The sequence below is a fragment of the Microbispora sitophila genome, from assembly GCF_014892245.1.
Lineage (GTDB): Bacteria > Actinomycetota > Actinomycetes > Streptosporangiales > Streptosporangiaceae > Microbispora > Microbispora siamensis.
Genome location: NZ_JADBGC010000018.1, coordinates 39,178 through 63,102, shown reverse-complemented (window position 1 = coordinate 63,102; position 23,925 = coordinate 39,178). Strand labels below are relative to the sequence as shown.

Annotated in this window: 22 protein-coding genes, 1 tRNA gene and 2 riboswitches; of the genes, 9 read left to right on the top strand and 14 right to left on the bottom strand. The window is 72.2% G+C overall.

The genetic code is table 11. The features are described from left to right. The first annotated feature begins 6 nt into the window (after positions 1-6). The 3 genes from IL992_RS29860 to IL992_RS46700 all read left to right on the top strand — a co-directional run bounded on the left by IL992_RS29860 (position 7) and on the right by IL992_RS46700 (position 4,223). Positions 7-609: an XTP/dITP diphosphatase gene (locus IL992_RS29860; RefSeq protein ID WP_193206793.1), complete on the top strand. Its 603-nt coding sequence runs from the start codon at positions 7-9 to the stop codon at positions 607-609. Between the two features lie 47 nt (positions 610-656). Next, entirely contained in the window at positions 657-2,366 is a 1,710-nt protein-coding gene (locus IL992_RS29855; protein ID WP_319018919.1) for a molybdopterin-dependent oxidoreductase, read from the top strand. Between the two features lie 159 nt (positions 2,367-2,525). After that, entirely contained in the window at positions 2,526-4,223 is a 1,698-nt protein-coding gene (locus tag IL992_RS46700) for a toxin glutamine deamidase domain-containing protein (RefSeq protein WP_226874025.1), read from the top strand. A 39-nt stretch (positions 4,224-4,262) separates the two neighbouring features. On the opposite strand, the gene IL992_RS29845 is transcribed toward IL992_RS46700, so the two are convergent. Beyond that, the gene (locus IL992_RS29845) at positions 4,263-5,216 is read right to left on the bottom strand and encodes an alpha/beta fold hydrolase (RefSeq protein WP_319018918.1); all 954 of its coding nucleotides are present in this window, start codon (positions 5,214-5,216) and stop codon (positions 4,263-4,265) included. Between the two features lie 86 nt (positions 5,217-5,302). On the opposite strand from IL992_RS29845, the gene IL992_RS29840 reads away from it, so the two are divergent. Next, complete coding sequence (locus IL992_RS29840) at positions 5,303-5,926, top strand: TetR/AcrR family transcriptional regulator (protein ID WP_193206695.1); 624 nt, start codon at positions 5,303-5,305, stop codon at positions 5,924-5,926. A gap of 126 nt (positions 5,927-6,052) precedes the next feature. Here the strand turns inward: IL992_RS29840 and IL992_RS29835 are convergent, their stop codons facing one another. The 5 genes from IL992_RS29835 to IL992_RS29815 all read right to left on the bottom strand — a co-directional run bounded on the left by IL992_RS29835 (position 6,053) and on the right by IL992_RS29815 (position 11,906). Beyond that, positions 6,053-8,542, bottom strand: a complete 2,490-nt coding sequence (locus tag IL992_RS29835) for an ABC transporter permease (RefSeq protein WP_193206694.1) — start codon at positions 8,540-8,542, stop codon at positions 6,053-6,055. Positions 8,543-8,545: 3 nt separating this feature from the next. Beyond that, on the bottom strand, positions 8,546-9,289 hold the full coding sequence (locus IL992_RS29830) for an ABC transporter ATP-binding protein (RefSeq protein ID WP_193206693.1): 744 nt from the start codon (positions 9,287-9,289) through the stop codon (positions 8,546-8,548). A 113-nt stretch (positions 9,290-9,402) separates the two neighbouring features. After that, the gene (locus IL992_RS29825) at positions 9,403-10,068 is read right to left on the bottom strand and encodes a response regulator transcription factor (protein ID WP_319018917.1); all 666 of its coding nucleotides are present in this window, start codon (positions 10,066-10,068) and stop codon (positions 9,403-9,405) included. Positions 10,069-10,176: 108 nt separating this feature from the next. Then, positions 10,177-11,358: a sensor histidine kinase gene (locus tag IL992_RS29820; RefSeq protein ID WP_193206691.1), complete on the bottom strand. Its 1,182-nt coding sequence runs from the start codon at positions 11,356-11,358 to the stop codon at positions 10,177-10,179. A gap of 173 nt (positions 11,359-11,531) precedes the next feature. Further along, positions 11,532-11,906: a hypothetical protein gene (locus IL992_RS29815; RefSeq protein WP_193206690.1), complete on the bottom strand. Its 375-nt coding sequence runs from the start codon at positions 11,904-11,906 to the stop codon at positions 11,532-11,534. Here IL992_RS29815 and IL992_RS29810 point away from each other — a divergent pair. Then, positions 11,905-12,375 carry a hypothetical protein gene (locus IL992_RS29810; RefSeq protein WP_193206689.1) on the top strand — a complete coding sequence of 157 codons (471 nt, stop codon included), beginning with the start codon at positions 11,905-11,907 and terminating at the stop codon, positions 12,373-12,375. The two genes, IL992_RS29815 and IL992_RS29810, sit on opposite strands and share 2 nt — an antisense overlap. A gap of 123 nt (positions 12,376-12,498) precedes the next feature. Here the strand turns inward: IL992_RS29810 and IL992_RS29805 are convergent, their stop codons facing one another. The 3 genes from IL992_RS29805 to bcp all read right to left on the bottom strand — a co-directional run bounded on the left by IL992_RS29805 (position 12,499) and on the right by bcp (position 15,095). Further along, positions 12,499-13,707: an esterase-like activity of phytase family protein gene (locus IL992_RS29805; protein WP_193206688.1), complete on the bottom strand. Its 1,209-nt coding sequence runs from the start codon at positions 13,705-13,707 to the stop codon at positions 12,499-12,501. A 318-nt stretch (positions 13,708-14,025) separates the two neighbouring features. Further along, a tRNA-Leu gene (locus IL992_RS29800) sits at positions 14,026-14,099 on the bottom strand. 528 nt (positions 14,100-14,627) lie between these two features. Continuing rightward, entirely contained in the window at positions 14,628-15,095 is a 468-nt protein-coding gene (gene bcp, locus IL992_RS29790) for a thioredoxin-dependent thiol peroxidase (protein ID WP_193206687.1), read from the bottom strand. A 134-nt stretch (positions 15,096-15,229) separates the two neighbouring features. On the opposite strand from bcp, the gene IL992_RS29785 reads away from it, so the two are divergent. Beyond that, on the top strand, positions 15,230-15,556 hold the full coding sequence (locus IL992_RS29785) for a DUF3618 domain-containing protein (protein WP_193206686.1): 327 nt from the start codon (positions 15,230-15,232) through the stop codon (positions 15,554-15,556). A gap of 100 nt (positions 15,557-15,656) precedes the next feature. Here the strand turns inward: IL992_RS29785 and IL992_RS29780 are convergent, their stop codons facing one another. Then, positions 15,657-16,832 (bottom strand): amino acid deaminase/aldolase, encoded by a 1,176-nt coding sequence (locus IL992_RS29780; RefSeq protein ID WP_193206685.1) that lies wholly within the window; start codon positions 16,830-16,832, stop codon positions 15,657-15,659. Between the two features lie 158 nt (positions 16,833-16,990). On the opposite strand from IL992_RS29780, the gene IL992_RS48560 reads away from it, so the two are divergent. The 3 genes from IL992_RS48560 to IL992_RS29765 all read left to right on the top strand — a co-directional run bounded on the left by IL992_RS48560 (position 16,991) and on the right by IL992_RS29765 (position 19,217). Further along, on the top strand, positions 16,991-17,767 hold the full coding sequence (locus IL992_RS48560) for an RNA-guided endonuclease InsQ/TnpB family protein (protein WP_193206684.1): 777 nt from the start codon (positions 16,991-16,993) through the stop codon (positions 17,765-17,767). A gap of 237 nt (positions 17,768-18,004) precedes the next feature. After that, entirely contained in the window at positions 18,005-18,724 is a 720-nt protein-coding gene (locus IL992_RS29770; protein WP_193206683.1) for a DUF6286 domain-containing protein, read from the top strand. Between the two features lies 1 nt (position 18,725). Beyond that, positions 18,726-19,217, top strand: a complete 492-nt coding sequence (locus IL992_RS29765) for a hypothetical protein (protein WP_193206682.1) — start codon at positions 18,726-18,728, stop codon at positions 19,215-19,217. Here the strand turns inward: IL992_RS29765 and IL992_RS29760 are convergent. From IL992_RS29760 to gcvT, 4 genes are all read right to left on the bottom strand, one after another. Further along, positions 19,146-20,585: a hypothetical protein gene (locus IL992_RS29760; RefSeq protein WP_193206681.1), complete on the bottom strand. Its 1,440-nt coding sequence runs from the start codon at positions 20,583-20,585 to the stop codon at positions 19,146-19,148. The genes IL992_RS29765 and IL992_RS29760 overlap by 72 nt on opposite strands. 93 nt (positions 20,586-20,678) lie before the next feature. Beyond that, positions 20,679-22,052, bottom strand: a complete 1,374-nt coding sequence (locus IL992_RS29755; RefSeq protein WP_193206680.1) for an L-serine ammonia-lyase — start codon at positions 22,050-22,052, stop codon at positions 20,679-20,681. Positions 22,053-22,085: 33 nt separating this feature from the next. Then, positions 22,086-22,478: a glycine cleavage system protein GcvH gene (gene gcvH / locus IL992_RS29750; protein ID WP_079315297.1), complete on the bottom strand. Its 393-nt coding sequence runs from the start codon at positions 22,476-22,478 to the stop codon at positions 22,086-22,088. After that, complete coding sequence (gene gcvT / locus IL992_RS29745) at positions 22,475-23,566, bottom strand: glycine cleavage system aminomethyltransferase GcvT (protein ID WP_193206679.1); 1,092 nt, start codon at positions 23,564-23,566, stop codon at positions 22,475-22,477. The genes gcvH and gcvT overlap by 4 nt, the downstream gene beginning before the upstream one ends. Positions 23,567-23,607: 41 nt before the next feature. Further along, a riboswitch (glycine riboswitch) is annotated at positions 23,608-23,703 on the bottom strand. Next, positions 23,704-23,801, bottom strand: a riboswitch (glycine riboswitch). Positions 23,802-23,925 lie beyond the last annotated feature (124 nt).

Genomic DNA, 23,925 nt, shown 5'->3' with positions numbered 1-23,925 from the left:
GTCAGCATGAACAAGGTGGTCCTGGCCACCCGCAACGCCGGGAAGATCGTCGAACTGCGCCGGATCCTCGCCGACGCCGGTGTGCCGGTCGAACTCGTCGGCCTCGAAGCGTTCCCGCACATCGGCGACGTGGCCGAAACCGGTCTCACGTTCGCGGAGAACGCGCTGCTCAAGGCGCACGCGGTCGCCTCGCAGAGCGGCCTGCCCGCCATCGCCGACGACTCCGGCCTGTGCGTCGAGGCGCTGAACGGCATGCCGGGCATCTTCTCCGCCCGCTGGTCGGGCCGCCACGGCGACGACGACGCCAACCTCGACCTGCTGCTCGCGCAGATCGCCGACGTGCCGGACGGCCGCCGCCAGGCCCACTTCGCCTGCACGGCCGCGCTCGCGCTGCCGACGGGGGAGGAGCACGTGGTGGAGGGGGCCGTGCACGGCCACCTCATCCGCGAACGGCGTGGCACGGGCGGCTTCGGCTACGACCCGATCTTCGTGCCGGACGGCGACACCCGCACGACGTCCGAGATGTCGGCCGAGGAGAAGAACGCGATCAGCCACCGGGGCAAGGCGTTCCGGGCGCTCGCCCCGGTGATCGCCGAGGTCGTCTCGTAATACCGCCGTAAGACCCCCGGAGGGCGGGCGGGCGTAGCGTTCGGAACGTGAACGCAGGAGGCACCCGCATGCCCGCCTGGGCGGCCGCGCTGACCGGCCTCGTCGCCGGCGCGGTGGCGCTCGGGGCGGCCCAGATCGTCGCCGGTCTGATCGACCCCGGCGCCGCGCCGGTCGTCGCTGTGGGCGGCGCGATGGTCGACGCCACGCCCGCCGGTCTCAAGGAATGGGCGATCCGCAGCTTCGGCTCCAACGACAAGCCGGTCCTGCTCGGCGGCATCGTCGTCGTGCTCGCCCTCGTCGCCGCCGGTCTCGGCCTGCTCGCCCGCCGCCGGACGGCGTACGGCACGCTGGGACTGGCCCTGTTCGGCCTCGTCGGGGCCGCCGCCGCGCTGTCCCGGCCGGACGCGGGGGCGGCGCACATCCTGCCCTCGCTCGCGGGCGCCGCGGCCGGCGCCTGGACCCTGTCGCGCCTGACGCGCCGTGCCATGGGCAACGGCGAGGAGGACTACGTGGCCGCCAGCCGGGCCGCCGACCAGGGCATGAGCGAAACGCCACTGGCAGCGGCCGTGCCGGCCGAGAGCACGAGGGCCGAGAGCACAAGGGGCGGGAGCGTTCGGGAGGAGAGCCGTGCGGTGGAGCCCGGCCCCGCCGTGCCGGTCGTCATGCGGGCGGGAACGGAGTCCGCCTTCGACCGGCGCAGGCTCCTGACCGGGGCGGCCGCGGGCGTCGCGGTGGCGGGCGTCGCCGGTCTCGGCGGATGGCTGCTGTCGGGCAGCAAGGACGCCGAACTGGCCCGGCGCGGCGTCGCCAGGATGCTGCCGCGCGCGGCGCGCCCGGCCGCGCCGATCCCCGTCGGGGCGGACCTGCGGATCCCCGGCCTCACGCCGTTCGTCACGCCCAACGCGGAGTTCTACCGCGTGGACACCGCCCTCGTCGTGCCGTCGGTGGACCCGGCCCGCTGGACCCTGAAGATCCATGGGCTGGTGGACAGGCCGGTCGAGCTGACCTTCGCCGACCTGCTCAAACGCCCGCTGACGGAGGCGGACGTCACGCTGACGTGCGTGTCCAACGAGGTCGGCGGGCCGTACGCGGGCAACGCCCGCTGGCTCGGCGCCCGGCTCGCCGACGTGCTGCGCGAGGCCGGGATCCGCCGCGAGGCCGACATGCTGCTCAGCGTCTCCGAGGACGGCTGGACCTGTGGCACACCGGTCGACGTGGTCATGGACGGCCGCGACGCGCTGCTCGCCGTCGCCATGAACGGCGAGGTGCTTCCGGAGGCCCACGGTTTCCCGGTCCGCCAGGTCGTGCCCGGACTGTACGGATACGTGTCGGCGACGAAATGGGTGACCGAGATCAGGGTCACCCGGTTCGACCGGGACGAGGCCTACTGGACGCCGCGCGGCTGGGCCCCCCGGGGGCCGATCAAGACCCAGTCCAGGATCGACCTGCCCCGTGACGGGGACGAGGTCACGGCGGGCCGTGCGACCGTGGCGGGCGTCGCGTGGGCCCAGCACCGCGGTGTCGACGCGGTCGAGGTGCGGGTGGACGGCGGCGCGTGGCGGCAGGCGAGGCTCGCCGACGCCCCCGGCCCGGACACCTGGCGGCAGTGGTCGCTCGACCTGGACCTGACGCCGGGCCGGCACGCGATCTCCGTGCGGGCCACCGACGCGACCGGTTACACCCAGACCGCGGACGAGGCCCCGCCCGCCCCCGACGGCGCCACCGGCCTCCACACCGTCACCGTCACGGCCCGCTGACCGCCCCCGCACGGCTTCCCGGTGGAGAGCCGGGTCTGGAGTTGGGAAAACCCGCCGTGCCCCGGACGGCTCGCCCCTACCATCGGCACCCTGATGTGCGCGAGGAGGGGGGCCAAGCGCGTGAACCAGGAGAGGGCGCGCCGGCATGCGAGGTGGCGCTTGCCGTCCGGTGTGTACAACCCGGTCGTGACGGCCGACGGCCGGCGATGGCGGGACTACGAGCAGGCCGCCGAGGCGCCTGCTCCCTCGCTGGAGGATCGCCGCCTGGAAGTGCGGCTCGCGGCGCTGCCGCTGGGCGTGGACACCGTGACCATGCCGGTGGTGCCGGCCGCCAGGAACGGCGAGAGCGGGGGACGCGGGGGCCACGGCCTGGCGGCGCCGATCGGGCGGCGTGCGGGGTCGCCAGACGCCCGGGAGGCAGGGTCGCCGGACCTCCGGGAAGCCGTTCCCGCCGTGACGCCCGCCGACGCCGGGAACAATGGGGACATCGGGGACACGGCGGATCCGGAAGACGCCGAGGGCTCCGAGGAGTTCGGAGACTTCGAAGACGCCGGGGACGCCCGGGAGACGGCGGAAGAGGCGGCGGCCGGGGAGATCGCCGCGGAAGCTACCGCAGCGACCGCCACCGACGCCGCACCCGGCTGCTCGCCGTCGGCCCCGGAACAGTCCGGTGCGGAAGAGTCCGGCTCGAGGGAGCCCGGTTCGCACGACTCGGGCTTGGGGGAGCCCGGTTCGCACGACTCGGGCTTGGGGGAGCCCGGCTCGAACGACTCGGGCGCGGGGGAGTCCGGCGACCTCGCGCCTGTGGAGGAGCGCGGGGCCGCCGGGGTGGAGTCGGACGACGCCGAAGCCGACGCCGGGGTTGACGACGCGGGGCACGAGGACGACGTCGAGGACCCGGCCGAGCCCCCAGATCACCTGGAAAGCACTGATCACCTGGAAAGCACTGATCATCTGGAAATCGCCCCCGCCGGGACGCGGGACGGCGCCGCGGAAGAGGAGACCATAACGGCCGTGGCGGCCGTCGACGGCGATCCGGCGCGCGAGCCGCTATCCGCGCCGCTATCCGAGGCGGGACACGACGTCGCGGCTCAGACCGGACCGGACGTGTGGCTCGCCGAGACCGCGCCCGCGCCGAGGATTCCCGCGCAGCCGGGCATGGCCGTGGACGACGGTCCCGAGGTGGGCGAACTCGCGGACGCCGACGACTTCTGGTCCGCCGTGCTGCACGACGAGACCGAGCGCGACTGGCTGGACGGCCCGGGCCGCCCGCGACGGCTGGAGGAGACCCGCCCGTACGGCAGGCCCGGCGGCCTGGCCGAGGCGGATCAGGACGGCCAGGTGAGCCTCGCGCAGGCGGTGAGCGGGCGCTTCCCGGACCCGCGCGGCACCTGGATCCGCCTGATCAACGCCGAAGGCCCGACGGAGGACGCCTTCAGGTCCAACAACGCCGTCGACTGCGCGCTGTCGGTGATGTCCACATGGCACGGCGAGCCCGTCGTGGCGGCACGCAGGCAGCCGGAGTACGACGGGTCGGGACGCCCGCTGCTCACCGGGGAGACCGGGGGCGTCGCCCGCGCCGAGGAGTGGCTCGGGCACCGCTTCGAATACGTGGGCCACGGCCGCCGGGCGTACGTGGCCATCGCGCAACGGCTGATCTTCGGCGGTCACGGTGCCGCCGCCGTCCTCATCACCCGCTGGGCCGGCGGAGGCAGCCACGCGTGGAACGCCGTCAACTGCCGGGGTGAGGTCCTGTGGATCGACGCCCAACGAGGTCACATGGCCGTGGAACCGCCGTACGAGGACGTCACGGGGGTCTTCGCGGTGGTGATCGACCGCCAGGGCCGCCGCCTGTGACGGCCCGTGCGGCGAGCACGGGCCCGACGGCGACGACGGTCAGTGGCGGCGGAGTGCGTCGTCCGCGTCGAGCCGGTCGATGAAGTCGAGGACCCGGGCGGCGACCCGCTCGGGGAACTCGCCGTTGAGGGCGTGGGAGGCATCCGGCCACAGCTCGACGACCCCGTGGGCGAGCAGCCGACGGGCGCGTTCCGCGGCCCTGCCCGGATGGTGAATGATGCTGCGCCCGGCGATCACCGCGAGGGTCGGTACGTCGACCGCGGCGACCTCTTCGTCCGAGGGGTACGCCGGTGGGGGGAGGAAGGCGGCGAAGTCCCGCATCCCGGACGAGATCAGGGCGGCGACCGGCTCGTCGTCGGAGACGCCGGCTCCGCCGGAGATCCAGCGCAGCAGTCGCACGCGCCACGGCTCGGGGAGCGGCCCCACCGTTCCCAGCGAGACGGCGACCGCCTTCCAGGTGATCCGGCCGAACAGGCAGGCGGGATCGAGCAGGCTCAAGGAGGCGACCTTCTCCGGGGCGTGCATGGCGAGCCGGAAGGCGGTCCACCCGCCGATCGACACTCCCAGCAGGTGCGTCCGGTCGAGGCCGAGCCCGGCCAGGAGTTCGGCGAGCCACACGCCGTGGTCGGCCGCGCTCGCGAACGGCCTGCACTGCACCGAGAGGCCCGGCTCGCCGAGCAGGTCGATCGCGTAGACGACGCGGCCAGGGGCGCGGAGACCGGCGAGGTTCGGCGCCCACATCGGGGTGGACGCGGTACGTCCCGGCAGCAGGAGGAGAGGTGTTCCCCCATCGGCGCCGTCCGCGCCGAAACGGTAGGCGCGGACGGTCCCGAAGCCGGTCGGCACGTCCTGGAGTCCGTCGTACGCCGGGAGGTCGGCCATGGCCTGCTCGTAGATCCGCCGGTAGCGCACGTAGGCCGGCGCGTCCCGGAAGTGCCCGAGACGCCGCCGGCGGAACTCTGCTCCGATGTTGGGCCGCACGAGGTCGTTCACGTACGGGTCCTCCGTTCGCCATTGGCAGTACGATCGTATTGCATCGTTACCACAATACGTTCGTATCGCGAAAGAGGGGGCGGGCCGTGCCGAAGCAGGTCGACCACGCGGCTCGGCGGGAGGAGATCGCCCAGGCGGCGCTGCGGCTGTGCGCGCGAGACGGCCTGGCCGGAGTGACCATAGGGCAGGTGGCACAGGAGGCCGGCGTCTCCAAGGGGCTCGTGCAGCACTACTTCGCCGGGAAGGCCGATCTGCTGCGCGCCAGCGCCCATGTCCTGAGAGGAGAGATCGAGCGCAATGTTCGCGAGGCCGTCCGGGACGCTCGCGGTCCGGCGGACACACTGCGGTGCGTGCTGCTCGCGATCGTCGAACTGGGCGTGACCGCTGTGGTCCCGCTGCTCGCCGGGCACGCGTTCTTGAGCATGGCCGTCGGCGACCCGGAGATCCGCGCCCTCTATCGTGCCGGCGGCGACGCCGTCCATCGTGAGATCGCCGCGTTGCTGGCGGCCTCCGGCCCGGCCTCGGACGTCGATCCCCGCGCGGAGGCCCACGCGCTGCTCGGTCTCGCGCGCGGCCTCGCCGACGGGGTGCTGCTCGGGGAACTCGGCGTCGACGACGCGGCCGCGATCGTCGACCATCACCTCCGCCGGATCCTGCCCGGGGCCCCGACCCGCTCCGGCACCCCCTCCTCGCCGCAGGTCTCCGGGTGACGATCGTCAGGCGTCGTGTGGCCGGGGGGCGGCGTGTGTGCTCCGGCCCGCCGCCCGGGTCACCCGCTCGCGCGGGCGGCCCGGGCGGCCGCCGTACCGGCCCGGACGCGGCCGGGGGAGCGGCGGTCAGGAGGCGGCCAGCGCCCCGACGACCGAGGCCCGGGCCGCACGGCGGGCGGGCAGCACCGCGGCGAGCACTCCGGCCAGGCCCGAGGCGGCGATGAAGATCAGGATCTGTCCGATCGGAAGCTGGAACGAGACCTTCTCCGTGAGCGTCGACGTCGCCGCCCAGCCGTACGCGGTGCCGAGGACCACGCCGACGATCGCGCCCACCAGGCCGAGGACCAGCGCCTCGACCGAGAGCATGCCCCGCAGCTGCGGCCGGGTCAGGCCCAGGGCGCGCAGCAGCGCGGACTCGCGGGTGCGCTCGTGGACCGACAGCGACAGCGTGTTCGCGATGCCGAGCAGTGAGATCACGATCGCGAGGGCCAGCAGCCCGGTGACGATCATGAGGATCGAGTCGATCGCCTCGTCGAACTGGCCGCGGATCTCGGTGGTGCTGCCGACCTTGACCGCCGGATAGGCCGCCGTGGCGTCGTCCACGACCTTGCGTGCCCGCTCGGGGGCCACGCCGTCGGCGGCGTCCACCAGGACCTGCGCGTCGTCCACCCTGCCGAAGTGCCTTTCGAACGCCTGCTCCGCCATGGTGAACGGCGGCAGCAGGGACACGTCGGCCTTCAGCACCGCCACGACCTTGAGGGGGGTCCGCTGCCCGCCTGACGCGACGGTCACGGTGTCGCCCACCTTGACGCCGAGGTCCTGAGCCACGTTGTCGGCCACCGCGACCTCGCCCGCGCCGAAGCCGTCCATGGTGCCGGACGACGCCTCCGGCTTGATGGCGGTGCCGATGGCCGACTGGGTGACCGTACCCACCTCGAACTCGCGGCCGTTCACCTTGGCCTTCTTCCCGCGGAACTCGGTCACCGCGGCCAGGTCGCGGCTCGCGCGCAGTGTGTCGGCGACAGAGCGGGGGATCGTGCCCGTCTGCGCGGACAGGATGTAGTCGGCGGGGAACTGCTGGTCCAGCTGGCCGTTCACGGTCGTCCGCACCGTGGAGGTCAGGACCGCCATGAACGTCATCAGCGTCACGCCGACGGTCAGGGCCACCGTCGTGGTCGCCGCCCGCTTGGGGTTGCGCCGCGAGTTGTCCACGGCGAGTCGTCCCGGCACGCCGAACAGCCGCGCCGGCACCCAGCCGGCCAGCCCGCTCAGCGGCCGTACGATCACCGGGCCGAGGATGAGCACCGAGAAGAACACGAGCACGCCGCCCGCCATGACCGTCAGCAGCGCCGCCTGGCCCGGCTTCTGCAGCACGCCCGCCGCCGTGAGGCCGGCCCCGGCGAGCAGGAACAGGGCGGCGACGGCCACCCGTACGACCCCGGTGCGGAACGCGTGCTCCTCGACCTGCGTGCGCAGCGCCGCGACGGGCGGCACGCGGGTGGCCTGCCGCGCCGGAAGCAGGGCGGCGGCCATCGTCACGACGACGCCGGTGCACATGCCGACGGCGATCGTCTGCGGGGACAGGCTCACGGTGCCCGTGGGGATGTCCGTTCCGACGGCCCGCAGCACGGCGACCGCGGCGGCCCCGAGGCCGAGGCCCGTCAGCAGACCGAGCACCGACGACAGCAGGCCGACCACGGCCGACTCCAGCACGATCGAGCCGAAGACCTGCCGCTTGGTGGCGCCGATGCAGCGTAGCAGCGCCATCTCGCGCATCCGCTGCGCGACCAGGATGTTGAAGGTGTTGTAGATCACGAGCGCGGCGACGAGCAGCGCGACCGCGCCGAACAGCAGCAGGCCCAGCCGGATGAAGGACGTGTCCATGTGGTTGCGCTTGGCCACCTCGTCGGCGCGTTCCCGCCCGGTCACGACCTTCGCGTCGCCCACGGCCGCCGCGACGGCCGTACGCAGGTTCTCCGGCGAGGGTCCTGAGGAGACGACGTCGATCTCGGTGAAGCCCTTGGCGCCGGTGACGCGCCGAGCCGTGTCGGGAGTGAAGGCGACCGCTCCCCGGTAGGCGAGGTTCTGGTCGAGGCCCACGTCGAAGATGCCGACGAGGTGGAACTCCTGTCGCTTGCCGGCCCGGTCGAGCACCGTGACGGTGGCTCCGGGCGCGAGCCCCTGCGTCTTGGCGGTGTTCTTGTCGAGCACCGCCTCGCCGGTGGCGGAGGGGGCCCTGCCTGAGGTGATCTTGATGCGGCTCGCCGGGATGGACACCCCGGCGGTGGGGAAGTCCCCCACGACCTTGCCGTCCTTGCCGATCAGCGGCGCGTCCCCGGACACCATCGGCTGGGCGTCCTTGACGCCGTGCACCGCTTTGATCGCGGCGAGCGCGCTCTCGGGCAGGTTCCCGTCGGGCTCGGCGTCGTCCTTGGGCGTCACCACCACGTCCACCTTGTCGGCGTCCGCAGCGAACGACTGGGTGAACCCGGCGTCGATGGTGTCGGTGAGCACGAACGTGCCCGCGATGAAGCCGACCCCGAGCACGATCGCCAGGGACGTGAGCACCAGGCGCAGGCGGTGCGCCAGAAGCCCGGTGAGGGTGGTCTTGAACACGGCTCAGGCCTCCAGCGCCATCAGCGTGTCGAGCACGGTCTGCGGCGTCGGCCGTTGGACCTCGCTCACCAGCAGCCCGTCCCTGAGGAAGACCACCCGGTCGGCGTACGACGCCGCCACGGGGTCGTGGGTCACCATCACGATCGTCTGCCCGAGTTCGCGTACGGACCTGCGCAGGAACGCCAGCACCTCGGCGCCGCTGCGCGAGTCGAGGTTGCCGGTCGGCTCGTCGGCGAAGATCACCTCGGGCTTGCTGATGAGCGCCCGCGCCACGGCGACGCGCTGCTGCTGGCCGCCCGACAGCTCGCTCGGCTTGTGCCTGAGCCGGTCACGCAGGCCGACCGTCTCGATCACACGGTCGAACAACGCCTGGTCGGCCTGGCGGCCCGCGATCTCCAAAGGGAGCCGGATGTTCTGCTCGGCCGTCAGCGTCGGCAGCAGGTTGAACGCCTGGAAGATGAACCCGACGCGCTCGCGCCGCAGGAGCGTGAGCTGCTTGTCGTTCAAACCGGTGATCTCGACGCCGCCGATGCTCACCTGACCGTCCGTCACGGTGTCCAATCCGGCCAGACAGTGCATCAGCGTGGACTTGCCGGAGCCGGACGGCCCCATGATCGCGGTGAACGCCTCCGCGGCGAAGCCCACGTCGATGCCGCGCAGCGCGTGCACCGCCGCGACGCCCTGTCCGTACACCTTCGTCAGTCCCCGCGCGACGACCGCGGTGCGAACCTCAGTTGTTGTGGTCATGACGCCACGCTATGGCCGTGATCAGGGCGTTTCCTCGGCCTCGCGGACGTTCTCGGCATGCGGCCCCGGGACGGGCCCGCCGGGGCGTGTGCGACTTGTGAGGTATCCGGGACTCAGCCCCGCGGATGATCGGGGGAGACCATGCCCGTCTCGTACGCGTAGACGACCACCTGGGCCCGGTCGCGCAGCCCCAGCTTGGCCAGGATGCGACCGAGGTGGGTCTTCACGGTCGCCTCGGCGAGATGCAGCCGCGTCGCGATCTCCGAGTTCGACAGGCCGCGGGCCACCTGGACCAGCACCTCCCGCTCCCGCGCCGTCAGCACGCCCGCGTCCTGCCGCCGCGCGTCGCCCTCCGGCAGGAGCACGGCGAAGCGGTCGAGCAGACGGCGGGTCGTGCTCGGCGCGACCACCGCGTCCCCCGAGTGGACCGACCGGATCGCACTGATCAGCTCGGCCGGCGGCACGTCCTTCAGCAGGAACCCCGCCGCGCCCGCCTTGATCGCGGCGAACGCGTACTCGTCGAGGTCGAACGTCGTCAGGATCAGCACCTTGGGGCTCTCCGGCGCCGCACAGATGACGCGGGCCGCCTCCACGCCGTCCATCCGCGGCATGCGGACGTCCATGAGGACCACGTCCGCCTCGACCGTGCGCAGCGCCTCGACGGCCGCCAGCCCGTCGGCCGCCTCGCCCACGACCTCGATGTCCGGCTGCGCCCCGAGGACCATCCGGAACCCGGTCCGCACCAGTTCCTGGTCGTCGACCAGCATGACGCGTATCACTGCCGCTCCGCTCCGCTCGTCATCGCCGTGATCCCCGTAACCGTACGCGGTCGGGAGACAGCCGGGTCATCGCGGACGGCCGCACAGCGCGGCCGGGGGACGGCCGTGTCACGCGGCCACCCCGACGGGAATCCGGACGACCACCCGGAACCCGCCTCCCGGCCGAGGGGCCGCATCGACGCTCCCGCCGTACATCGCCGCCCTCTCCCGCATACCGATCAGCCCGTGGCCCCCGACCGGGCGCGGCGCCGCGGCGCCCCTGCCGTCGTCGCTGATCCTCAGCTCGATCGCACCCCTGCCGTACGTCATCTCCACCCAGGCCCGCGTGCCCGGACCGCCGTGCTTGAGCGCGTTCGTCAGCGCCTCCTGCACGATCCGGTAGACGGCGAGCTGCTCGCCCTCGGGCAGCGTCTGCGCGGTGCCGGAGACGGTGAACTCGGTTGGCAGCCCCGAGTCCCTGACCTGCCGGATCAGGTCGCCGAGCTGGGCCACGCCGGGCTGCGGAGCGTACTCCTCGGCAGGGCTGCCGGCGTCCTGCCGCAGCACGCCCACCAGCCTGCGCATCTCGGCCAGCGCCTGCCGCCCGGTCGCCGAGATCGCCTGCAGCGCGCGCCGCGCCTGCTCGGGGTCGCCGTCGATCGCGTATCCCGCGCCGTCCGCCTGGACGACCATCACGCTGACGTTGTGCGCCACCACGTCGTGCAGCTCGCGGGCGATGCGGGCGCGCTCGGCCGCCGCCGCGATGCGCGCCTGCTGGTCGCGTTCCCGCTCGGCCCGCTCGGCGCGTTCGACCAGCCCCTCCACGTAGCGGCGGCGGGTGTTGGCGTAGATCCCGGCGATCCAGACGGCGACGATGAAGGCCGAAGACGACGGCCATGCCTGCCCGGCGTCGGGAGACCAGCGCAGCATCGCCAGCAGCAGCCCGAACTCGGCGACCACCCCGGCGGCCAGCGCCCACCGCAGCGTGCAGCGCGAGGCGACGCCGTACACAGCGACGAGCACCGCGATGTTGGCGGGCAGGACGATGACGTCGAGCAGCCACTGGACGAAGCTGACGGCGGCGACCACCGCGAACACTTCACGGGGGTGGTCGCGGCGCCAGGTCAGCGGAACGATGAGCGCGGCCGACAGCAGCAGCAACCCGGGCACGCCGACCTGCCGCGCCCCGAGCGAGCCGGTCCGGCCGAACGCCTCGACGGTGATCAGGCTCAACAGCGCCAGCGGGGAGACCGTGAGCGCGTCCACGAGCTTGCTGTGGCGCCGGGTCCAGGCGCGCAGTCTGCCGAACACGTACCCAACCCTATGTATCGGCTGCTCAGGAAGGTCTCACCCTTGCGGTGGATACGGCGGTACGACTCAGGTCGCAGCCGCCCGCCGGGCTTACGCCGTTCTTACGGATCACGGCGCATCCTTGTCTCCGGGAACGCTTCTGTGAAGCGGGTAAGGGAGAGTTGGATGTCGGATCAGGACGCGGGGTCGCGCGGCGCAGGGGACGAGCCGCGCGGCCCGCGCCCGGAGCCGGAGACCGGGCCGGCCGGGTCAAGCGAGCCGACCGCGACCGGCGGGTCGGCCGAGCCCGCTGCGCCGGGCGCGCCCACCGGGCCGGTCGGGACTGAGCAGGTCGCGTCGCCTGCGCCGGCCGGGTCCGCCTCGTCAACCGGGCCGGCTGGGCCGAACGGGCCGACCGCGCCCCTGCCTCCTCGGAACACTCCCACATCACCGTGGACCAGCCCGGCGAACACGCCTGGGGCGGCGGGGCCGGGTTCGGCCTGGACCGGCCCGGGGAGCACGCCCGGGGCGGCGGGGCCGGGTTCGGCCTGGACCGGCCCCGGGAACATGCCGGGCCCGGCAGGGCCGCATTCGACGTGGACAGGCCCCGCGGGCCCGGGCCGACCCGGGCAGGGACCCGCGAGCGGGCCTCCGATCGGCAGCGGGTACGCCTTCGGTCCCGGCGGCGCGGGATGGAAGGCCCCGGGCTGGCAGGACCCGCGACCGCGGTTCGCGCCCGCCCCGAGGCCCGGCTTCCCCACGCGCCTGGCGGGCCGGCTGCCCCGCGGACACGCCGGGCAACTCGTCGCCGTCGGCCTCGCGTCCGCGATCGTCGGAGCGCTCCTCGGCGGTGGCATCGTGGCCGTCACCGGCATGGTCTGGGACCGGGCGGCCGCAGGGACGAGCTGGGACGGCGGAGGCGACCGGCAGCGTTTCTTCCCCCGCGGCTACGGTCAGGACGCGCCGCAGTCCCAGGACAATCTGCCGCCCTGGTGCAGGCAAACCGAGGCCGGAGTGCGCTGCCAGGCGCCCGGCTGAGGCTTGGCTTCCCCGTAGGCGCGCGCCGGCGGAGGGGCCGGCGCGCGCCTACGGGTTTCCCCCGTTCATGAGATCCGTGCGGTCAGCGGACGAACAACGTCCCCGGGCTTGTCGCCCGGCCGATCACTGGAGCGCGCGCCGGTCGGCGTGCAGGTGACGCGAGAGCCGTACGGTGATGAACTCGTCGTTGTCGGCCTTGCCCGCCGTGCGGCCGGACGAGAACGGGAAGTTGTTGTCGTTCAGCACCGCGAGAGTGCGGTCGTCGAGCAGGGCCACGTCCTCGATCGTCTGGAACGGGAAGCGGAACGTCCGGCCGAAGCCGCCGATGCCCTTCGGGTTGGCCAGGTTCAGCAGGTCGGCGACGAGGGTCTTGTCCATGCGGCCGTCGTGGTCCCGATCGGCGGTGTCGGCCAGATAGATGCGCTTGAAGGCGGCGGCGTCTCCCTGCTCGTTGTCCCGCTCGATGACCAGGAAGCGGTGGTCGTCGACCGCGATCGCGTCACCGATGGCGTTCGAGGAGGACTCCAGCCGGTAGGTCCACCAGGTCGCGGCGTACCTGCCCGTGCGCAGGTCGAGGTCGTACATGCGCAGGTCGCCGGGCGTGTCGCCGTCCACCGTCCCCTCCAGCAGCGGGTGGAGGTGGCGGCCGTCGACCGAGCGGGCCATGCCCTCGAACCCCTTGCTGCTGCGGGTGTTGGGCTGCCCGCCGTTCAGGTTCGGGTTCTCCGGCGCCATCACGCCGGGCAGCGGGATCGGGGCCTGGAGGAGTCGCCCGGAGGATGAGAAGTGCAGCAGGAACGGGCCGAACTCGTCGCCGATCCAGTAGGTGCCGTCGGACGACCGCACGATCGACTCCACGTCGAAATCGGCGCCGGTGAGCACCCGGTCCGACCGGGTCAGGGCGAACGGCACGCGCCTGTCCGGGTCGCTCAGGTTGAACCCGCCGAGCACCTCCAGCTTCCCGGTCCTGAGATCGGGTTCGACGCGGTGGACGCGCAGCAGGAAGTCGGCGCTGTTGGCCTTGTTCCCATAGCCGTTGTCGGACAGCACGTCGTAGGTGCCGTCGCCTCTTTTGACGACTCCACTGAAGCCCTGGACGGGCTGCCCCGGGAAGGGCGCGGTAATGCCGTTGAACGGCCCGGCCCCGATGGCCGAACCCGAGGGCTCGCTGCCGGGGACGAAGGTCTGGGCAGGGAGGACGGCGAAACCCGTGAGCGTCGCCTGGCCGAAGTCGGCGGGCCGGGGAGCGGCCAGCACGGGGGACGACAGCGCGGATGAGGCCAACCCCACGGCCATGGCCGCGGCGCTCAGAGTGATCGAAAAGCGTCTCATGCCGGGCACAGTAGGGACATCGAGTGACAAAAGCCCCAACAGCAGGCGGCCGTGGACGGACAACTGAGCCGCTCCGAGTGTGCGGAGAGTCCCCACGACGGTCACTCCCGCTCGCTCTGCGCGCGAAGCAGAGCGATGGCCGTGCGGATCGCCGCGGTCCGGGAGCGCGCTCCTCCGGTAGACACGAACCGCTCCAGGAAGGACAGATCATCGGCCCCGAGCATCAGGTTCAACTTCGCGAGCGCCGGCCGCTCGGAATTCGGCGAATTTCGAATTCTCCAACGATTTCGCCGCTCGCCATTGTCTTCTGATTCGCAGTGGGGTCGACGAGATTCGAACTCGCGCTGTACGGTACCTAAAACCGTTGCCTCTGCCGATTGGGCTACGACCCCTTTTCCTCTTCCTCTGCCTGCAAAATTCTCCGTCTGAGAATGACGGTTCGGGCAGCGGAATCGCAGATTCTCTCTTCTGTTGTCCAGCCAATTGCCATTGATGTGGTCGATGTGCAATGTCAGCGGCCGACCCTGCCAGGCGCCGCCTATCCTACAGTCTGCGCAGACGTATGGGACTCCTACTTCCTGTAGCGCCCGCCTGAGCTTGCGAGGCTTCTCGCGACCGGATCCCGGGGGCAGCAGCACCAGGATCTCCACAGGCAGGTATCGCCGGGATGTCGGGGCGCTCTTGTCCGGAGAGGGCCTGCCGAAGTGGGATGTGTCGATGCCGAAGCGCTTGAGGCGGCGGCTGATGTGGGCGTGGGCGCCGCCCGAGCATGGGATGCCGAGATAGCGCAACACGTCGGCGATGCTGCTCGCGGCGGCCGCCGCGTCGGCGAGCAACTCCGGGGTGTACTTGTACTTCGCCATGCCCCGGAATTTATCGGCCGTGGCCGACAATTCCGGGAGCGTGACGAAAGGGATGTGTCAGGAAATCCCCAGCTCTTTCGTAAGCCGAGCGACGTGACCGGTGGCCTTCACGTTGTAGAGGGCCTTCTCGACCTTTCCGTCCGGGTCGATGACGAACGTGGAGCGGATGACGCCCATCACGGTCTTGCCGTAGTTCGTCTTCTCGCCGTACGCCCCGTACGCCTTGTGCACGTCAAGACCGATGTCGGACAGCAGCGGGAAGGTGAGCGCGTCGCGCTCGCGGAACTGCCGCAGCTTGGCGGGCTTGTCCTTGGACACGCCCAGCACCACGAAGCCCTGCTCGGTCAGCGCGCCGAGGTTGTCGCGGAAGTCGCAGGCCTGCTTCGTGCATCCAGGGGTCATGGCCGCCGGGTAGAAGTACAGAATGACCCGCTTGCCGCGGAACGACTCCAGCGAGACCTCGTTGTCGTCGGCGTCGGTCAGGGTGAAGTCCGGCGCGGCGTCGCCGGGCTGGAGCTTGCTCATCACGTCCTCCGGAAAAGGTGACCCGCGGCGATAGGCGGGCAAGCGTCAACCAAACTACCGGCTCAGCCGCTGTGCGGGGCGACCGCCGGACCTGGCAGACTGATCACACACGAATACCACAGGAGGGGGATCGCATGGCGGACACCGATCCCGATGCGCTGGAACGGAAGATCGAGCGCACGCGGGCGGAGCTCGCTCGCACGGTCGACGCCATCGCGGACCGGGTGAGCCCGAAGCGGGTCGCGGAGCGCGGCGTCGAGAAGGCGAAGGCCAACGCGCGCGACTTCGTCGCGTCCATGGAGGACATCGTCCTGGGGCCGCGCACGTACGCCCCGGCCGATGGCGAAGGCGAGCAGCCCGCGGAATATCCGGCGCCCAACATCGCTCCGGTGCTGATCGGGATCGGCGTGGTCGTCGTCGTCGGCGCGGCCATCGTGCTGCTGCGCCGCCGCTCCCGCTGACCCCGCCGCGGGACGACGCCGCCGTGACACGGTCCACGGCGGCGTCCCTGTCTCCGGCGGGGGCGGGAACGCAGAGCCGGTCACAAGGCCGGGCGATCCGTCACAGGAAGGTCCTGCCCTCGCCGCGGTAGGTCGGGACCTCCTCGGCAACCCGGTCGCCCTCGACGAGGTGCAAAGTGGCGAAGCGCTCGCACAGCTCCCCGGCCTTCGCGTGGCGGAACCAGACGCGGTCGCCGAGGCGGAGGTCGGCCGCGGCCTCCCCCAGGAGGGGCGTCTGCACCTCACCCGCCCCCTCGTCAGGGTGGTATCTGAGCCCCGCCGGCAGGTACGGCTGGGGCAGCCGGGTCGGCCCGGGAGCCCCGGAGGCGGGGTAGCCCCCTCCGAGCACGGTCACGACGTCCGGAGCCGGCTTGCGCACGACCGGCAGGGCGAACAGCGCCGCCGGACGGCCGGTGAAGCCCCGGTAGTAGTCGAACAGCCGGGGATGGAAGAACCCCGAGCCCGCCGCGACCTCGGTGATCGCCCGCTCGGCGGCGGTCTTCTCGATGCTTCCCGTGCCGCCGCCGTTGACGAACTCCAGGTCGGCGACCTGACGTACGGCCTGCACGATCCGGCCGCGCCGCACGATCAGCTCGCGGCGCGACCGCTCCTGCATCCAGCGCACCGCGCGGCCGTACGGCCCGGGGGCGTCGTCGCCCACCCCGGCGATCTGGGCCTCGTACGCCATGAGCCCGGTCAGCCGAAGCCCGGGGCGCTTGGCGATGTGCGCGGCGATCTCGGCGGCCTGCTCGGGCTCGCGGATCGGCGACCGCAGCGCGCCCGCCCGGAAAGCGCCGCCGAAGGCCACGAACCCCGCGTCGATGTCCAGGCACACCCGGATCCGGTGGGGGAGCCGCAGGCTCTCGATCAGGTCGAGATGCTCGGGCGAGTCCACCATGACGGTGATCTCCCGTGCCGCGACGTCGTCCGACCCCAGGGCGCGCAGCGCGGTCCTGTCGGCCGTGGGGTAGGCCACGAGCACGTTCCGCAGGCCGGTGGAGACCAGCCACAGCGCCTCGGGCAGCGTGAAGGCCATGATGCCCGAGACGCCGTCCATGGCCAGGACCCGTTCGAGCACCGACCGGCAGCGGATCGACTTGCTGGCGACCCGGATCGGCTTGCCCCGGGCCCGGCGCACCATGGCGGCCGCGTTCGACCGGAGCGCGTCCATGTCGAGGACGGCGAAGGGCGGCTCCAGGTGGGCAGTCGCCTGGTCGAGGCGCTGTCGGTCGTCCATCAGAACCTCGGCAGGGGACCGTCGCCTTCAGGCGACGGGGGAATGCCGTCCCTGACTGGTTTTCTCTCCGGGGTCATCGCGAGTTCCTTTCATTGGTGGGTTGGATGGATGGTGCTTTCATCGTGATCCTGTGACTCGTCTGGTGCGCGCCTCCCCCGGTGCGGCAGGCCGCCGCGCTCGCCGCCTGCCTTGAGGACCACCGGCAGCTTTACAACGCCGCCCTTGAGCACCGGCGGACCGCCTACCGCAAGGCTGGTGTCACGGTTCGGTACGGTGACCAGTCGGCCGATCTCAAGCACATCCGCTCCGATGACGCCGAGGGTCAGGGCCGGTGGTCGTTTTCCTCTCAGCAGGCCACCTTGCGGCGGTTGGACAAGGCGTTCCGCGCGTTCTTCACCCGGGTCCGCGAGGGCCGTACGCCCGGGTTCCCCAGGTTCAAGGGACGCGGCTGGTTCGACACCGCGGAGTGGCCCAAGGACGGGGACGGCTGCCGGTGGGATGCCCAGCCCGAACACCCCACGGCGACGTTCATCCGTTTGCAGGGCATCGGCCACGTCCGGGTGCACCAGCACCGCCCGGTGCGGGGCCGGGTGAAGACCATCAGCGTGAAACGGGAAGGCGCCCGCTGGTATGTGGTCCTGTCGTGCGATGACGTGCCCGCGCAGCCGCTTCCCTCTATCGGTGCGGCGGTCGGTGTCGACATGGGCGTGGCCTCGCTCGTCGCTGAAAGCGCCGGTCGCGAGGTGATCGCCGTGAACCCCGCCGGCACCTCCCGCACCTGCGCCCGCTGCGGGCACTGCGCGAAGGACAACCGCCTCAGCCAAGCCGCGTTCGCCTGTACGGCGTGCGGGCACACCGCGCACGCCGACGTGAACGCGGCCATCAACATCCTCAGGGCAGGGCTTGCCCTTCGCGACGCTGCGGAAGCGGCCTAGCGAGAAGCCGCTCCCTTCAGGGAGCGGAGGAGTCACGGGCGCAGCCTAGTACGGCACCGCCCGGAAATACATGAGTGCTGTTCACGTTAACTGTGCCCGGGCAAAATCTGCGCCGGGGAGCCGTCATGATCGCGCAAGGCGGCGGGTGACCCGCCCGTCCCGTCACCGCTCCGTGTACCCATGGTGAGGTGACTACCGAGCGGACCCGGCGCGGTGAGCGGGAAGGGTGAACGGCTGATGAGCGTCGTGCAGGGAATCCTGGCGGGTTCGTCGGCGAGGAGCGCCAAGGGCGCCGGAAGTGGATCAGACGCCGAAGGCGCGGGCAGCGGCTCGGGCACCAAAGGCGCCGCAAGCGGCAGAGGCGCCAAGGGCGCGGGCAGCGGCGAAGGCGGCGCCGGCGGCGCCGGAATCGACACGCGCGGCAGGGGCGCCGTGCGCGTCCTGCGGCCGGGCCGGACCCCGGCCGCCGTCGTGGTCGCCGCCGTGCTCGCCCTGCTCGGCTGGGCGCTCGCCGCCGTGGTCGTCGCCGCCATGCTCGGCGTGTCCCCGCCCTGGCGGCTGCCGTCCCGGCTGCTGAACTTCACGCCGGCCGACCCGGCCGTCCCCGTCGCCGCCGTCGGCATGATCGTCTGCGGAGCGGGACTGGTGGCGCTCGCGCTCGTCCCGGGCCGTCCCCGGCTCGTGCCTCTGGAGTGCCGGGACCCGCTGCTCGCGATGGGCCTGACCCGCGCCGGTCTGCGCCGGACGCTCGCCGCCTCGGCCCGCGAGGTCGAGCACGTCCGGCGGGCCGACGTCCACATCCTCCGCAGGCGGATCGAGGTCGCCGTGGTGGCCGACGCGGACACGACCGGCGCCCTGCTGCGCGAGGTCGGCGCGGCGGTCGGCGACCGGCTGTCGGGCCTCGGCGTCCTGTCCCGCCAGGAGGTGGTCGTACGGCTGCGCAGGAGAGGGGGCTGACGTGCGTCCGCGCTGGGGAAACCGCGTCGGGCTCTTGCTGGTGGGGCTCGCGCTGGTCGCGGGAGGCTTCGGCCTGCTGGCCGCCGCGCGCGGGCGGCCCGGCGCGGCCCTGATCGACAAAAGCGTGGCCGACGCGAGCGTGGTCGACGGGAAGCCGTGGGCGCTGCCCCTGCTGGCCGGGGCGGCCATGGTGCTCGCCCTGGTCGCGACCCGGTGGCTCTTCATGGCGCTCGGCTGGGGCCGTGTCGGCAGCCGTACCGGCGCAGGCATCGCCATGCTCGGCGTGGCGCTGAAGGGAATCGACGGGATCGGCCGCATCTCGGTCAGGCTCGTGCGCGACGGCAGGCTGCGGGTGTCGGTGTCGCTCCGGCAGTCGGCCGACCTGCGCCAGGTGATCAGGCGGCTGGACGAGTCGGCGATCTCACGCGTTCGCCGCGCGGTCGGCCGCGACGATTCGCTTGCGGTCGTTCGCCTGCACGTCCGCCGCCGCTGACCGGCCCCCTGATCTCCCCTCTGCGCGCCAGGGCGCGGGGGTCGCACCCGTGCCGAGGGCGAGCCCGGCGGCCAGGCAGGCGAGCGGCACGACGGGCACCACGTAGCGGTGGTCGAAGGCGGCGATCAGGGGCGGCAGCAGGAGCAGGACCGCCGCCGCGGCCCAGGGCAGCAGCGCCGTCCAGCGCCGGGCCACCAGCCCGGCGAGCCCGGCCAGCAGGACCGCCGCCAGCAGCGGCCCGCGCAGGAAACCCTGCTCCTGGTAGGCGCGCAGCAACCCCGCGAACGGCTCGACCACCTTCGTGTCCCCGGAGCTTCCCTGGTAGGCGGTGGTCAGCTCGCTCGCCGCACGGCCGCCGGAGGCCACCTTGGAGGTGAACGGCTTCACCGAGGCGGGGAACACGTACGCGCTCTGCGTGCCCGGGGCGGGGTAGACCTTCCGGTCCCATTCGAACGCCCACATGGCGTCGTGCAGCCCGGTCGTCAGGAAGTCGAGGGGCTGGCTGCGGATCGCCAGCGAGGCGAACTCGCTCGCCAGCCGGTCCTTGTCCTTCTTCACCCGCTGGATGGGCGAGCCGGCGGCCCAGATGTAGGCGGGCGCGGCGAGCCTGGGCTCCGACGGGCACAGCACCGCCAGGTCCTTCGGCGGCTTCATGACCGAGCAGTCGGCGAAGGTCATCGTGCGTGACCACAGCCACGTGCTGCTGCCACCCATCCCGTACGACCCGTGGGCGTCGTGGAACCAGACGGCGTACCCGCCGAGCACGGCGGACGCGGCGGCGAGCCCGGCGAGCGCGGTCCGCCAGCGTCCGGCGAACAGCACCGGCAGCAGCGCCAGCGCGATCAGGGGCAGCCCGAGGGTGCGGGTGACCGTGGCGAGGGCGAGCAGCAGCAGCGCCGCGACGACGGACCACGCCCCCGGCCTGGGCCGCCACAGCAGGATCGTCACGGCGGCCACGACCAGTGCGGTGAACAGCAGGTCCGCCATGACGAGGTGTTCGAGCTGGATCTGGTGGACGTCGAGCAGCACCGGCGTCGCCGCCAGCGTCGCGCCCCAGCCCGGCAGCCGTGTCCGGCGGCGCAGCAGCGCGTACACGCAGACGGCCATGCCGAGACCGAGCAGGTGCTGGACGATCACGACGGCGGTGATGCTCCCCAGCGGGTTCAGCGCCGCCAGGAACAGCGAGTAGCCGGACGGCCGCGAGGGCAGGGGCCGCAGGTCGAGCGCCGAGCTGAGGTAGGCGAAGGAGTCGGCCCAGAACCACAGTGCGGGCCGGTAGCCGAGCACGGCGAGCGCGCGCAGCGCGACGCCCGCCGCCAGCACCACCAGGAACGCCCGATGCGGGCGCAGCGCCTCGCGCCACCTCACGTGACGGCCCTCCTCGTCGCCGGGAAGTCACCACGATATTGGTGAGCCGCACATTGGTCACATTCGAGACGCCACTCCTCACGCATGCCGAGGTCAGCACTCGATGACGTTGACGGCGAGGCCGCCGCGCGAGGTCTCCTTGTATTTGTCGAGCATGTCCCTGCCGGTGTCGCGCATCGTCTTGATCGCCTTGTCCAGCGACACGAAGTGGCGGCCGTCGCCGCGCAGCGCGATGCGGGCGGCGGCGATCGCCTTGATCGAGGCGACCGCGTTGCGCTCGATGCACGGGATCTGGACGAGCCCGCCGATCGGGTCGCAGGTCAGGCCGAGGTTGTGCTCGATGCCGATCTCGGCGGCGTTCTCGACCTGCTCCGGCGTGCCGCCGAGCGCCTCGGTGAGGCCCGCCGCCGCCATCGAGCAGGCCGAGCCGACCTCGCCCTGACAGCCCACCTCCGCGCCGGAGATGGAGGCGTTCTCCTTGAACAGCACGCCGATCGCGCCCGCGGTGAGCAGGAAACGGACGACACCGTCCTCGTCGGCGCCCGGAAGGAAACGCATGTAGTAGGACAGAACGGCCGGGACGATGCCGGCGGCGCCGTTGGTCGGCGCGGTGACGATCCGGCCGCCGGCCGCGTTCTCCTCGTTGACGGCCAGCGCGAACAGCGTGACCCAGTCCATCGCCCGCAGCGGGTCGGTCCCGTCGGCCTCGCTCTGCAGCCGCCGGTACAGATGGTGGGCCCGGCGGCGCACCTTGAGGCCGCCCGGCAGGACGCCCTCGCGGCTGGTGCCGCGCCGCACGCACTCGGCCATGACCGCCCACAGGTGCAGCAGGCCGGCCCGGATCTCCTCCTCCGTACGGCCGAAGGCCTTCTCGTTCTCCATCATCACGCCGGAGATCGACAGGCCGGTCTCGGCGCAGTGCGCGAGCAGTTCGTGTGCGGTCGTGAAGGCGTACGGCAGCACCGTGTCGTCGGGCTTGATCCGGTCGGCGCCGGTGGCGTTCTCGTCCACCACGAAGCCGCCGCCGACCGAGTAGTACACCTTCTCGCGCAGCACCGTGTCGTCGGCGTACGCCGTGAACCGCATGCCGTTCGGGTGGTGGGGGAGCGACAGCTTCCGCTCGAACACGAGGTGCTCGCCGACCACGAACGGGATCTCGTGCACGCCGTACAACGTGACCGTGCCGCTCGCCCGCATCGCGGCCAGCCGCTCGTCGACGGTGTCGACGTCGACCAGTTCGGGCTTGTCGCCGGACAGGCCCAGCAGGACCGCCTTGTCGCTGCCGTGGCCCTTGCCGGTCAGCCCGAGCGAGCCGTACAGGATGGCCTCGACCCGGGTGACCTTCTCCAGCAGCCCGTCCTGGTGCAGCCCGCGCACGAACTTGTGCGCCGCCGCCATCGGGCCGCCCGTGTGCGAGCTGGACGGCCCGATCCCCACCTTGAACAGGTCGAAGACGCTGATCGCCATTGACCGTCGCCTCTCACGCGTCTCGGGTGGCCGTCAGGACTCGCCGGAGGTCAGCGCGGTGTACTCCGCCGCCGACAGCAGGTCCTCCGGCTCCTCCTCCACGCGCACGCGGAACAGCCAGCCCTCGCCGTACGGGTCGGAGCTGACCAGCGAGGGGTTGTCCACGACGGCGGCGTTGATCTCGACGATCTCGCCGCCGACCGGGGCGAAGATGTCGCTCACGGACTTGGTGGACTCCACCTCGCCGACCGCGTCGCCGGCCGCGACCGTCGAGCCGACCTCCGGGTGCACCTCCACGTAAACCACGTCGCCGAGCTGCTCGGCCGCGTACGCCGTGATGCCCACCGTCACGGTGAGGCCGTCCTCAAGCCCGGCCACCCACTCGTGTTCCTTGGTGTAGCTCAGGTCGTCCGGAATGGTGCTCACTTGCTCCTCCTGTAGAAAGGCAGATCGACGACGTCGACCGGTTCTTGGCTGCCCCGGATGTCCACGGCCAGGCCACCCTTCTCCAGGGCGCCCTCATCGACGTAGGCCATGGCGATCGGGCGGCCGAGGGACTGCGACGGGGCGCCGCTGGTCACCTCGCCGACGACGGCGCCCTCGCGGGTGACGGAGTAGCCGTGGCGGGGCACGCGACGGCCGCGCGCCACCAGCCCGACCAGGCGCCGCCTGGTGCCGTTCTCCGCCGCCCGCTCGAGGGCGGCCTTACCCACGAAGTCTCCGGGCTTGTCGAAGCGGACGACCCGGCCGAGGCCGGCGTCGAACGGCGTGATCGCCGCGCTCAGCTCGTTGCCGTACAACGGCATGCCGGCTTCCAGGCGCAAGGTGTCGCGGGCCGACAGCCCGGCGGGGACGAGCCCGGCGTCCTTGCCGGCCTCGGCGAGGGCGTTCCACAGAGGCACGGCGTGCTCGTTCAGCACGAAGAGCTCGAAGCCGTCCTCGCCGGTGTATCCGGTGCGTGCGATCAGCGCGGGCGTGCCCGCGACGACGCCGGGGACGATGGCGTAGTACTTCAGATCGTCGAGGTCGGCGTCGGTCAGCGCGGCCAGGATCTCGGCGCTGCGGGGGCCCTGCACCGCGACCAGCGCGTACTCGTCCGACCGGTCGGTCACCCGCGCGTCGTATCCCCGGACCCGGTCGGCGAGCTCACGGGCGACGAGGGCGTAGTTGGAGGCGTTGGCGACGACCATGTACTGGTCCTCGTCGAGGCGGTAGACGATGAGGTCGTCGAGGATGCCGCCGGTCTCGTTCACGATCATCGTGTAGCGGGCGCGGCCGGGCGCGAGGACGCTGAGGTGCCCCACGAGCGCGCGGTCGAGCGCCTCGCCCGCCTGCGCGCCGACGACGAAGATCTCCCCCATGTGGGACAGGTCGAACAGCCCCGCGGCCGTGCGCACCGCGTTGTGCTCGGCGGACTCGCTGCCGTAGCGCAGGGGCATCTGCCAGCCCGCGAAGTCGGTCAGGGTCGCGCCGAGACTTTCGTGGACCCCGCGGAGCGGGGTGGATCGGGACATGCGCACCTCGGAAGGACGGATGCTGCGTTGACTATCGGGCATCCTCCCCCTCTGTCATCGGCGCCTGAGAGCTTCGTCCGATCTTTGCCGGACTTTCACCTTCGGCGAGGCCTTCCGGCCTTCTTTCCAGAGGTCACCTGGCCCGCGCGGTCCTTTGCCTTGAGAGGTTCGCGGGGAGGGCTTGCTCCTTCAGGGGCCCTGACCGGATGCCAGGACGCTCTCCCGCACGGGGTCACCGGTGTGGTGCAAGCCTAGTGGTTCACCGCCATCCCCGTAACCGGCAGGATCGCCCCGATTTCCCCGATCGGGGCCTTCGACGAGGTCGTCCTGGACTACCGAGGCGTTCGACCAGAGCTCCG